This window comes from Paenarthrobacter nitroguajacolicus, from assembly GCF_029952445.1.
Classification (GTDB): domain Bacteria; phylum Actinomycetota; class Actinomycetes; order Actinomycetales; family Micrococcaceae; genus Arthrobacter; species Arthrobacter nitroguajacolicus_B.
In genome coordinates this window covers 1-10,060 of record NZ_JAQPPK010000054.1, presented here as the reverse complement: position 1 = coordinate 10,060, position 10,060 = coordinate 1, and the positions used below count along the sequence as shown (strand labels likewise).

Sequence of the window (10,060 nt, the reverse complement as noted above, 5' to 3'; positions counted from 1 at the left end):
AGACCGGCCGGCCTGTTCTTTTCAGCCTGTGTGGCTGACAGGAATTACTTTGCCGGGCCTGGATCAAGAACAAATCCTGTGTTCGATCAGCACTTCCTCAGGAAAACCTCAAGAAAACCGCAGGGCCGGCACCCGCCCTGTGAAACACTCTTTGGTGCACCTGAACAGCCAAGGAAAGGGCACAAGATATGCCGATGTGGTTGCAGGCCTTGCTCTGGGGAACGCTGGCCGGAGGGGCTCTGGTTCTGGGGGCCGGAATCGCCTGGATGTGGAAAGTGCCGGCCAAGATCGTCTCCACGGTCATGGCCTTCGGCGCAGGGGTTTTGATCTCCGCATTGGCCTTCGAACTGGTCGACGAAGCTGTCCAGGGCGGTGGGCTTCTGCCGACAGCCTTGGGCTTCCTTCTGGGCGCCCTGATCTTTGTGGGCTCCAACATTCTGCTGGCACGCGCCGGAGCCAAGCACCGCAAGCGTTCCGGCGGATCCCAGCCATCGGAAAAGGACTCCCCCGGAAGTGGCACGGCGATTGCAGTAGGCGCACTCATTGACGGCATTCCCGAATCGGTGGTCCTGGGCGTTGGGCTTCTTGCCGGCGGCGCGGTCAGCCCGGCCATGCTCGCCGCCGTTTTCATCTCGAATGTTCCCGAAGGGCTGTCCAGCACTGCCGGCATGAAGCGGTCCGGGCGCAGTCCTGCCTACGTCTTTGGCACATGGGTGGGCATCGCCGTGTTCAGCGGAGTAGCTGCCCTTATTGGCTTTACCGCTTTGGAAAATGCGCCGGAATCAGTCATCGCCTTCATCACGGCCATTGCCGCCGGAGGCATCCTTGCCATGCTGGTCGACACCATGATCCCGGAGGCCTTCGAAGAGCACCACAACCTCACCGGACTGACGGCCGCCGTCGGATTCCTCAGCGCCTTCACCATTCACCATGTGGGTGGCTAGCGGCCAAGCAGCCCGAGCACAGGCAGGACGATCGCCGTCGAAAGCGCCATGGCGGCAGTGTTGCCGATCACCGGGTGAAAGCCCGCCGGCAGTCGCGCGGAAATGGCCCGCGCAATCGGTGGTGCCAGGGCGGCGCCGAGCACGGCGCCGCCTACGATCCCCGTCCAGGAACCCCCCGAAGCCAGCACGGCTGCTGGGGCAACTGACACCACGGAGGCGTAGCTGGCGGCCCAGCCTTCGTCGCGGTACCAACGCCGCCACAGGACCACGCCGGCAGCTGAGGTCAGGGCCTGCGCGAACAGGATATGGGGAAGCAATGCCGAACCGTACGACGGAAGTCCGGGGCTCAGCACGAACGCCACGGACACCCCGAGGATCACGCCCACGCTGGCCAATTCGTTGGCGAAGAAGTGCGTTTCAGTGAAGTCCTTGAGCACGCGGCGTGCGGCAACCTTGGCGTCCTTGCGGACCGTGCGAGTGAAGCCCGACGCCGGATGGCGGCCTTCGGCAGGCGGGTCCGGCTTCCGCAGGACAAGCCATGGCAGGCGGCGGGCGGCCGCGAAGGCGGCAGCGGAGCCAACCGCCATCGCCAGGACGCAGCCCACCACGGGCGGCAATCCCAGCGGGGTTGCGACCGTGGGGATGAAAAGCAAAGCCAGCGGCGTTACGGTGATCGCCCCCAGGACGGCTCCCGTGACGCAGCTTCTCCAGCCTGCCCCATAGAGGAAGACCATGGCCGGGGCTGCGCAAACGAAAGGCACGAACGTTGGCTGCCAGCCGTCGTCGAGCATCCAGCCGAACGCCAGGTTGGACAACAGCAGGCTCAGCGACGCGGACGTCAGTACCCATGGCCAGAGACCAGTGCCGTATGAAAGCTGGCCCACCCATTTCGTTGCACGCAGGCACTTTCGACTCCGGCCAACGCACCAGGCCACGGCTGCCCCGGCTAGCAACCCCAGCGCTGCGAGGTCCGACTTGTAGAGCAAGGGTTCTGTCATATCGCCGAGGAACCACTGGAGGCCCGAAAGCGGGGAGTCGTTGGCCTGAGACAACCAGTCTTCGAAGGATGGGCCCGCTACGGGCGAACCCTTGGCAACGAAGTTCAGAAGCAGTGCGAACAGGCCCACCACGGCCGCCATGCCGAAGGCCCCCAACGCAGTGCCGGCGGCGCCGTAGCTGGGCACCCGTTGTGGCGTCTGTTGTGGCGTCTGTTGTGGCACCGGATCTTGCGCCGGTTCTGGTAACGAGGCGGGGTTGGACGTGGCAGCTGAAGAGTGCGTCATTGGTGGCCCTTGGCATGCGGATTCTGGTGGCTTCGAGCAGCGTAACCGAACTGTTGAAGCGGCCCGGAGTCTCAGCCGTACGGAGCATTTGTGACCAGGAATTGCCACCAGATCAACGCAAGAAGGCCCTGCCCCCGCAGCGTGATGCGCGGGGACAGGGCCTCTTGGTAATGCTGGGCCTTACGTGGTGCTAGGCCTTCTTGCGGGTAAGCAGTCCCCAGATGATGAGGACCAGCAGTGCGCCGCCGATCGCGAGCAGCCAGGTGGAAAGCGACCAGAACTCGTTGATGCCCACGTTGAAGAGTGCGCTGCCAATCCAGCCACCCAGGATTGCGCCCACGATGCCGAGCAGAAGCGTGGCGATCCAGCCGCCACCCTGGCGGCCGGGCTTAATGGCCTTTGCGATGGCTCCGGCAATCAAACCCAAAACAATCCAACCGATGATGCCCATTTTTCATTCTCTCTTTCATGTAGAGGTCCCAGTTCGGCATAAGGACGCATGCCGCTATCGACCTGATTGTTGGCTACCAGCTGAGTCGTCGGAACATTCCGACGACCTGGCTGGCAGACGGCCTGCCGGCAGGTTCGGGGTCTGTCATGGCATGAAGCACCATGGACCAGCGCCGCCGGACCGTGCCGGGAATTCGGGGTTCCCCCAGAGTCCTGGCAACCATGGACTCGAGGGGAGGGCCAGGAAATGCTTTCGTTCCGGTCAGGCACTCGAGGGCGACCAGACCCAGCGAATACACATCACTTGCAGCGGTGGATGCTCCACCACGCACTTCTTCCGGGCTGAGGTAATGCGGAGTGCCGGAAGACGAAACTGCCGCCGAGGGATTGCCAGTGAGGGCAATCCCGAAGTCGGTCAACTGCGCGACGCCGATCCCGTCGTGACCACCAGCCGCCTCCTGGGCACCAGCACGGTTGACCAGGATGTTGCCGGGTTTGATGTCGTTGTGGACAATCCCCTTGCGGTGTACGTACGCCAAGGCTCGTGCAATTCCACCCATCCACTCGGCTGTCTCACGGGGTGAAGCAGGGTGATAATCCAGGATGGTCCGCAGATCCCTTCCCTCCACCAGTTCCATGACCAGGAAATTGCGGTTCTCTGTAGCGGCATGGTGCCCGGTGGCTCCTGAACCGAGAACCCGGACGATGTTCTTGTGCCGCAGGCGGCTGTGGATCTCCATCTCCCGACGAAAGGGGACATCATTGGCGGGGTCGGGATTCCTGAAGATCTTGACCGCCACTTTGGCACCGGTTTCCAGATCAAAGGCCTCCCTGACGTAGGCCTCCGAGCCACCGCCCAAGGGGCCGCCCAGTCGGTAGCGGCCAGCAAGCACTATTTCCTTGGGCACGATCTCCGCGTGCGCAGTGTTGTGGAGCTTGGTGTCCTCGCGCCCAACGCCTTCGCATGCAGCCCCGCGATCAGCGCGGTCAGCCGCAACGTGAAGGGTTGTCACCCGAGGAGGGTTTCGATCTCGGCGGCGGGCACTCCGGCGACCTCGGCGAGGGCGTGGGGGTTGACTCCGGCGTCAACGGCTTTCTTGAAGGCCAGCGCAAGGGTGTTCTGCGAGATGGCCAGTTCGTGTTGGAGGCTCTGCCGGCGAAGTGCGGCGATCCATACGGCGCTCACGGGATCCAGGGCGTCAATGTCCATTCGGAATCCGCAACCGCATGCCCATTCCGGCCAGATTGGTTCCACGGAGACCCATTTCATGGCGTCGTAGGATGGACCGGCGGAGATGGCCATGTGTGACCCGCAGTGCACGGGCCCCCTGGGAAGTACCTGTTCCGTGAGTGCTTCCACGGTATTTTCAGCCACTGGTGTGGAGCTTGGTTCACGCAGCGCGACTGTCATCGTTCTCTCCCACACATTCCCTAGTAAGTAGCTTGGCTATCTAGTTATATGTGTACTTATGAATTAAGTCCAGTCGGAGAGCCAGGCCCAGGGCCCCTCGAGGGTTTGAATCAGGAAACGGCGATGCCGTCAATCGCCTTTCGCATGCGCCTCAGGAACTCGACCACTACGGCAGAGTCTTCGCTGCTCAAGGTTTCAGCAGCCTCCATCATCCGGGCATGCATGTCACCCAAGGTGCTGCGCACTTCCTGGTCCGAGCCGGGGGTTGGGCGCAAAATCAAGGCGCGACGATCAGTGGGATGGGGCTCCCTGGTGACATAACCCGACCTCACCAGGCGGTCAACAAGGGACGTCATGGACGCCGAGGTGACGCCCAAACGGACAGCCAGCTCCTTGGGGCCCACGTCGCGGCCCGCGCGTTCGGCTTCGAGCAGATACCGCAAAGCCACCAGGTCGGTTTCGCCCATGCCCATCGAGGCGCGGGTGCGCCGGCGCATCTCGGCTTCCGCGGCCCGGTAGTCCCTGAGCGCATTCAAGACGTCCACGGCGCCTATCTGCTTGCGGCTCTCCAGCCCATACCAATAGCCCTGACGTTCACTTTTGTCGCTCATCACCAGTCCTTTGGTAGACATGTATCTTGATTGTCTAAGCAATTGATACTAGGCGATTTGCAGTCGTCCTGCTGACAACACGATCAGGACCGCACGTTTAAGCTGTTCGTCGAGTCGCCTGTACCCGCCGCCAGAAAGCCGGGGCAACCACAACTGCAACGCCGACGGCGGCACCAATGACTGTCTCGATGATGCGGTCGCGAAGCAGCAACCCAGGATCGACAGGCGCGGCAAGGAGGGTGGCAATCAGTGCCAGCGGCGTCACGAACACCTGCGCCACAAGGTACTGCCGGGCAATGAACATCTCCGCCCCGAACTGGCACGCAGCGATCACAAGAACCATGGCCCACGGCGCAGGATTCAGCCAAAGGATGCCCGCTAGGACCACCAGTCCCAGCACGGTTCCGGCGATCCTTTGGATGCCGCGGCTGACCCTGTGGCGCGTGGAGTGTCCAACCAGGGGAACCACCGCCGCCACCATCGCCCAATAGGTGTGCCCGAAGCCAAGCCGCTCCCCCACCAACGTGGCAATGGTTCCGGCCAGGCCTGCGGCCACGAGGTAACCCGCGCCCTCCAACCAGATGGCCCGACGCTCAGCAGGGGTGTGCCGGATCCTGGGTGGCCGCTTCCACGGCGTCCTGTGGCTTTTGAGCACGCGGGCCGACATACCGATCAACAAGCAGAAGACCGTCGTCCCGACCGCCACCAGGAGGGCTTCCCAAAGAGGCGGCTGGGCTGCGATCGAAGCGATGGCGGCAAAAGCGAAAATGTGAAAGAGCGAGCCGCCTGGCCGCAAGCGCCACGCTGCCACCACCACCGAGCAAACTCCGGCCACCACAGTGGTCGCGGCCGTCAGGAGCCATGAATAGGCGGCACCTTCGATACCCCACGTGTGAGCGAAGCGGGCCAGGAGGGTGGCCAGGAGAATGATGAAAAGCATGAAGCCGCCGGCGCGCAACTGGCTGCGGAAACGGACACTATGGGGTTCATTCCGTCCGTAGATACCCGTGAAGGCCCCAAAGGAAGCAAACACTGCCAGATCCAGCCGGCCTATCAGCGTCAACGTAATCAGCGGAACAAACACACCTACTGCGCAGCGGAGGGCGGGATGGTGGTCCTTGTTGCCAGGACCCATCGTGAACATTTCCGCTACAGCCTTCAAGGGGCGGCTCGCCTTTCGTCGCAGGATCAAACGTACGACGGCGGCGCTGGCGTCCGCTCCCAAGGTTACGCTCCGGTTGCTGGGCTACTGCGGAATCGAGTGCAGTTAGTGGGGCTCATCACCTGGAAGCTGGCGGGATCGCCCCGGTTTGGAAGCGGGCCGCTTCAGAAGCGGGCGGCTCCTCCCGAGACCGGGGCGGTGTCCAGTTTGTTGCCGGCGATATCCGTGAGTCCAGCGGCTGGGTTGTATGTGGGGAACACCGCCGGATCCGTGGGAACTGTCTTGTCGCCGGTACCTCCGGTGCCAAGGGTGATCGTGAGGGTCTTGGCCGTGGGGTTCCAGGCCAGGCTCGAGACGTTCCCGTTGCCATTGCCGTTCAAGGTCAGTGCCGTCGATGTGTAATCGGCGCCGAGTGCCACGCTGCCCAGGTTGATGGCGCAAACGCTGCTGGTAACCGTGAGCGTATCCTGTGCGGTCACACTGACTGTCACCTGCCCATTTCCGTTAATGGTTTGCGTGGTGCTGTTGTTGGTCCATGTACTGCAGATGGTGCTGGCCTTGAGCGCCTCGGAGAACGTCAGGGTCACTGTGTCGCCCTTGTCGAGCTTGTTGGCGACGCCGCCGTTTCCAAGCTGTACATTCGTCACCGTCGGAGCCGTCGTGTCCTTGGACGAAGTCGCCGTTCCAGCGACGCTGGTGTTTCCGGCTGCGTCAGTGGCCTTGGCGGAGTAGGTGATGGTGGCGTCGGCAAAGTTCCTGACGTCGACCGGCAAGGCCGTCCAGTTCCCTGAGCTGTCCACCGCGATCGTCTGGGATATCGGTTGCGCACCCGTACCTGAAACAGTGAGGGTGAGCGACGAGTTGGCCTCAGCTGTGCCACTCACCGGGACCTTGTCTGCGATGGCCGCGTTGATCTGCGCAAGCGCATTCACCACCGGAGCGTTGGGGGGTGTGGTGTCCGTTATCGGCGTGGTCCCCGTGCTGCGGGTGCTTTCGATGCCCTGCCAAAGCGACAACAGGGGCGTCACCGTGTAGTACCAGGTCCCCGCCGGGACGTTGGCTTCGGCACAGGAAAGAGCGGCGATCGTACCTTGGCAGGAGCCGGTGGCGGCTACTCGCGTACCACCAACGGCTGAACCGTAGCGGGCGATGCTGTAGCCGGTCACTGACCGGCCTGCCGCCGTCGTGCTTGCCGTCCAGCTGACCGTAACCGTGGCGCCGGACACGCTGGTGGCCGGCTTTGCCCCTTGGGCGACGGAGTCGGCCTTGGCGGCGCCGGAACCGCTGCTGACGGAACCCCAGAACGCGCTCGCGGCTGGCCCTGCGCAGGAAATAAGGAGTATGCCCAAGGCAATAACGAAGATGCGGTTCCAACGCCCCATGCTGAAGCGCGATACCTGACGGTCCTGGCTCACTTTCGGACCTCCAGCGTCACGGGGATGGCGAATTGGGCGCCTTGGCAGGCAGAAACGGAAGCAGCACCCATACTCGCTGCTCCTTGGAGCGTCACCAGCATGGAGCTGTTCGCAGAGATGGTGATCGGGGTGGCGAGTGGCGCAGCGGGCGGCGTGAATGTCACGCCGGTGGTGGTGCAGCCTGCGTGGGAGGCGTCGGCTGTGGCGGCTCCGTTGGCGGCGAATCCGTAGATGGTGACGGCGTGGGGGTTGGGGTTTGTGGCCCGGACCAGGACGTCGGCGGTTCCACCCGGGACCAAACTGGTTTGCAGGGTGTCGCCCGGGACGAGTGCGTCCACCGTGACGTTCTGCATTGTGCCGTTCGTGGCCGCTCCAGCGCCGAGGCCCGAGGCACTCCAGTACGCGTAGGCCGATCCCACGCCGCCCAGCACGCAAAGGGCAACAGTGGCTGCGGCGGTCCGCGCGAGCCGGCCGGTAGCAGGGATGCGGGGTTTCCGGACTGTCGTCTTCATGTCAGTTGCCCTGTCCTGTGCCGGAGTACGTGAGCTGGATGGTCGCGCCCTTGCAACCATCCTGGAGCTGCGGCGTGTCGTACATCGTAATGCGTGGCCAGCCCGATTCCGGTACGCCAAGAGCCGACAGTGTCCGAACGCCAGGCTCCACCGTCAGCGGATACGCACCGGCGTATTGGGTGAGCTTGTAGTCAGCCGCAGAGCACGGAAGGTTGGCCGCAATTGCCGCCGGAGTCCGGACCACCTGGCTGATGGCGACGGAAAGATTGGTCACGGCGATGCCCTTGTTGCCGGAGTTGGAGATTTGCAGTTCCACGGACCTCGAGACGCCCGGTGCGAGCAAGCCATTCACGGACCCGGTTACGCCGAAATTCCGTTTTACTTCCAGGACCTGCAACTGACCCGGCGCCGCATTGGACACGATCGTCCCGTTGCCCGCCTTGACCGTGAAATCGGTCTTGGCCACCGGGGTTGTGGTTGCAGTTCCGACCGTCAGGGTTGCCTGCGCGGTGCCTCCGGAGGTGAGGCTTACCGACGACGGCGCGATGCTGGCACTCGCGCCTGCCGGCAGCCCGGTGGTCGTGAACGTCACGGGTCCAGTGAAACCGCCCGTTGACGTCGCGGACACCGTGAACGTGGTGGATTGGCCCTGGTCCACCGTGCGGCTGGAGGGCGACAAGGTCACCGTGATCCCCACGGGCGCTTTTGCCGCGTTTCCCTGACCGCTGGCCTGCCCGTTGCTGGCGGCGAGGGCCGCGATCGGAAGTACGGCCATCATCAGGACCAGCATCAACGCACGCGCGACTCCGCGTCGGTGGAACGATGCGGTGCGCTCTGGGCGGTGGTCCATGGAGGCTCTTTTCGGACGTTGGCTCGGGTGCGTTGGCTGTGGATGCTTGTGTGAAACTGCAGGAAAGGAGGAGCCGGGGTCCGCCGTCAGAAGGCGGGCCCCGGCGTCGAGGTCTTACAGGCTGCCGACGGTGACCGTCACGATGGCCGACTTGCAGGGGTCCTGGTTGACGGTGGTGCTGTCGTTGAACTTCAGCGTTCCGGAGCCCACCTGCGTACCGGTGGTGTTTGCTGCCACGGAGCTGTTGGAGGTGACGGCGGTGACCTCGAACCATTCGGGCATGCAGCCTGCCACGTTGGTGGTCACGCTTGCGTTCAGGGCTCCCACAACGGTTCCGGAGGTGGTGGAGTTGTCGGCGGTGTACGTCACCGGGACGGAGTTGCCCGGAGCCAGGCCGCCCGCGAATGTGGCGTGGAGAGTAACGGTTCCGCCGCCGGCCGAGTTGGTAGCAGCTCCGCTGCCTGAACCCGTGGTGGTCCAGTAGGCATAGGCGGCCCCGCCACCCACTGCTACCAGGGCGACGCCTGCGACTGCGGCGGTGATCCGGCTCTTCTTGGAAAGTTTGCGCATGATGTGACTCCTTGGTTGATCTGTCCGGGGAGCCGCAGAGCAACCCCCAGCATCCGGCCGTTGCTGGCGGATGAAGCGATGCACCCAATGGTTCAGTCAAGGCAAGTCCCGTGGCTACGATTCGGATTACCTCACTTTTTTGTTCGAACAAAGGCTGGGAAATACCCACATGCCCGATGCGGGTACTCGGCTTCTCGGCTCGAACTACTTGGTGGGCAAGCTGTCATCCCAGCCGTGGCGGGACACGAAGTACTCAGGGGCGGACAACTTGTCCAAGGAGTGGACACGGCCTTGGTGGGCGTAAATGAAGGCCATCCTGCGTTGGTGCGCCAACATTGTGCCCATCTTGAGCAAAAACTGCGCTAATGTTCGATGCTTTCAGCTCCATGACTTAACGCCCGACGGCGGTCTGGTCGCCTTCAATAGGTGACCAGACCGCCGTCGTGCTTCCGCTTTTTGGCTTATTCGGCAGGCTGGGGCAAGGTGTCACGCGCACTGCCATCGCACCGCTGGTGAGCTCGGCGATGTCCCGCGCCAGCCCAACAGCGTCGGAATATTCGCCCGCGGGCTGGCCAGCGTCGCCACAAATTGCGAACACCTCATTGATCCCGGCATCCTCGCGGGGTACTGCTGCCGCCGTCGGTTCAGCTGTGGGCTGGTTCAGCTGTGGGCTGGTTCAGCTGTGGGCGGCGAGGATGGTGGAGGCTTCCTGGCGGGTGGTGCCTGAGGACTCGATGTGGGCCAGGGCTTCGGGGATGTCCCAGCCCTTTTTGCGCATGGCGGTGGCCCAGAGGCGGCCGGCGCGGTAGGAGGAGCGGACCAGCGGCCCGGACATGACGCCGAGGAAGCCGA

The 10,060-nt window shown here is 63.5% G+C and carries 12 protein-coding genes and 1 pseudogene; 1 reads left to right on the top strand and 12 read right to left on the bottom strand.

Features of this window, described 5'->3' with window-relative positions; translation table 11 throughout:
- Window positions 1-188 precede the first annotated feature (188 nt).
- Window positions 189-944 (top strand): ZIP family metal transporter, encoded by a 756-nt coding sequence (locus PJL15_RS22335; protein WP_281453321.1) that lies wholly within the window; start codon window positions 189-191, stop codon window positions 942-944.
- On the opposite strand, the gene PJL15_RS22330 is transcribed toward PJL15_RS22335, so the two are convergent.
- The 12 genes and pseudogenes from PJL15_RS22330 to PJL15_RS22275 form a co-directional block, all read right to left on the bottom strand.
- Window positions 941-2,227, bottom strand: coding sequence for a hypothetical protein (locus tag PJL15_RS22330; protein WP_281453320.1), 1,287 nt, complete (start codon window positions 2,225-2,227; stop codon window positions 941-943). The genes PJL15_RS22335 and PJL15_RS22330 overlap by 4 nt on opposite strands.
- A gap of 190 nt (window positions 2,228-2,417) precedes the next feature.
- Window positions 2,418-2,678: a GlsB/YeaQ/YmgE family stress response membrane protein gene (locus tag PJL15_RS22325; RefSeq protein WP_281453319.1), complete on the bottom strand. Its 261-nt coding sequence runs from the start codon at window positions 2,676-2,678 to the stop codon at window positions 2,418-2,420.
- A gap of 73 nt (window positions 2,679-2,751) precedes the next feature.
- A complete protein-coding gene (locus PJL15_RS22320) occupies window positions 2,752-3,690 on the bottom strand; it encodes a serine/threonine-protein kinase (RefSeq protein ID WP_281453318.1) in 939 nt (312 codons plus the stop codon).
- The gene (locus PJL15_RS22315) at window positions 3,687-4,088 is read right to left on the bottom strand and encodes a hypothetical protein (RefSeq protein WP_281453317.1); all 402 of its coding nucleotides are present in this window, start codon (window positions 4,086-4,088) and stop codon (window positions 3,687-3,689) included. Before PJL15_RS22315 ends, PJL15_RS22320 begins: the two co-directional genes overlap by 4 nt.
- Before the next feature lie 110 nt (window positions 4,089-4,198).
- Window positions 4,199-4,720 (bottom strand): MarR family winged helix-turn-helix transcriptional regulator, encoded by a 522-nt coding sequence (locus PJL15_RS22310; RefSeq protein ID WP_281453316.1) that lies wholly within the window; start codon window positions 4,718-4,720, stop codon window positions 4,199-4,201.
- 76 nt (window positions 4,721-4,796) lie between these two features.
- The gene (locus PJL15_RS22305) at window positions 4,797-5,861 is read right to left on the bottom strand and encodes an FUSC family protein (RefSeq protein ID WP_281453322.1); all 1,065 of its coding nucleotides are present in this window, start codon (window positions 5,859-5,861) and stop codon (window positions 4,797-4,799) included.
- 164 nt (window positions 5,862-6,025) lie between these two features.
- Window positions 6,026-7,276 carry a hypothetical protein gene (locus PJL15_RS22300; protein ID WP_281453315.1) on the bottom strand — a complete coding sequence of 417 codons (1,251 nt, stop codon included), beginning with the start codon at window positions 7,274-7,276 and terminating at the stop codon, window positions 6,026-6,028.
- Complete coding sequence (locus tag PJL15_RS22295; RefSeq protein ID WP_281453314.1) at window positions 7,273-7,788, bottom strand: hypothetical protein; 516 nt, start codon at window positions 7,786-7,788, stop codon at window positions 7,273-7,275. The genes PJL15_RS22300 and PJL15_RS22295 overlap by 4 nt, the downstream gene beginning before the upstream one ends.
- Window position 7,789: 1 nt before the next feature.
- Window positions 7,790-8,638 (bottom strand): COG1470 family protein, encoded by an 849-nt coding sequence (locus PJL15_RS22290; protein ID WP_281453313.1) that lies wholly within the window; start codon window positions 8,636-8,638, stop codon window positions 7,790-7,792.
- A 114-nt stretch (window positions 8,639-8,752) separates the two neighbouring features.
- Window positions 8,753-9,208 carry a hypothetical protein gene (locus tag PJL15_RS22285; protein WP_281453312.1) on the bottom strand — a complete coding sequence of 152 codons (456 nt, stop codon included), beginning with the start codon at window positions 9,206-9,208 and terminating at the stop codon, window positions 8,753-8,755.
- Window positions 9,209-9,412: 204 nt separating this feature from the next.
- Window positions 9,413-9,544, bottom strand: a complete 132-nt coding sequence (locus PJL15_RS22280) for a hypothetical protein (RefSeq protein ID WP_281453311.1) — start codon at window positions 9,542-9,544, stop codon at window positions 9,413-9,415.
- Window positions 9,545-9,884: 340 nt separating this feature from the next.
- Window positions 9,885-10,060 (bottom strand): annotated as a pseudogene (locus tag PJL15_RS22275) (lipoyl synthase); the annotation flags it as partial.

Excerpts from the sequence above, each read along its gene's own strand:
- PJL15_RS22290 (WP_281453313.1), bottom strand. The coding sequence starts at position 8,638 with ATGGACCACCGCCCAGAGCGCACCGCATCGTTCCACCGACGCGGAGTC.
- PJL15_RS22285 (WP_281453312.1), bottom strand. The coding sequence starts at position 9,208 with ATGCGCAAACTTTCCAAGAAGAGCCGGATCACCGCCGCAGTCGCAGGC.
- PJL15_RS22280 (WP_281453311.1), bottom strand. The coding sequence starts at position 9,544 with ATGTTGGCGCACCAACGCAGGATGGCCTTCATTTACGCCCACCAAGGC.
- PJL15_RS22335 (WP_281453321.1), top strand. The coding sequence starts at position 189 with ATGCCGATGTGGTTGCAGGCCTTGCTCTGGGGAACGCTGGCCGGAGGG.
- PJL15_RS22295 (WP_281453314.1), bottom strand. The coding sequence starts at position 7,788 with ATGAAGACGACAGTCCGGAAACCCCGCATCCCTGCTACCGGCCGGCTC.
- PJL15_RS22330 (WP_281453320.1), bottom strand. The coding sequence starts at position 2,227 with ATGACGCACTCTTCAGCTGCCACGTCCAACCCCGCCTCGTTACCAGAA.
- PJL15_RS22325 (WP_281453319.1), bottom strand. The coding sequence starts at position 2,678 with ATGGGCATCATCGGTTGGATTGTTTTGGGTTTGATTGCCGGAGCCATC.
- PJL15_RS22310 (WP_281453316.1), bottom strand. The coding sequence starts at position 4,720 with ATGTCTACCAAAGGACTGGTGATGAGCGACAAAAGTGAACGTCAGGGC.
- PJL15_RS22315 (WP_281453317.1), bottom strand. The coding sequence starts at position 4,088 with ATGACAGTCGCGCTGCGTGAACCAAGCTCCACACCAGTGGCTGAAAAT.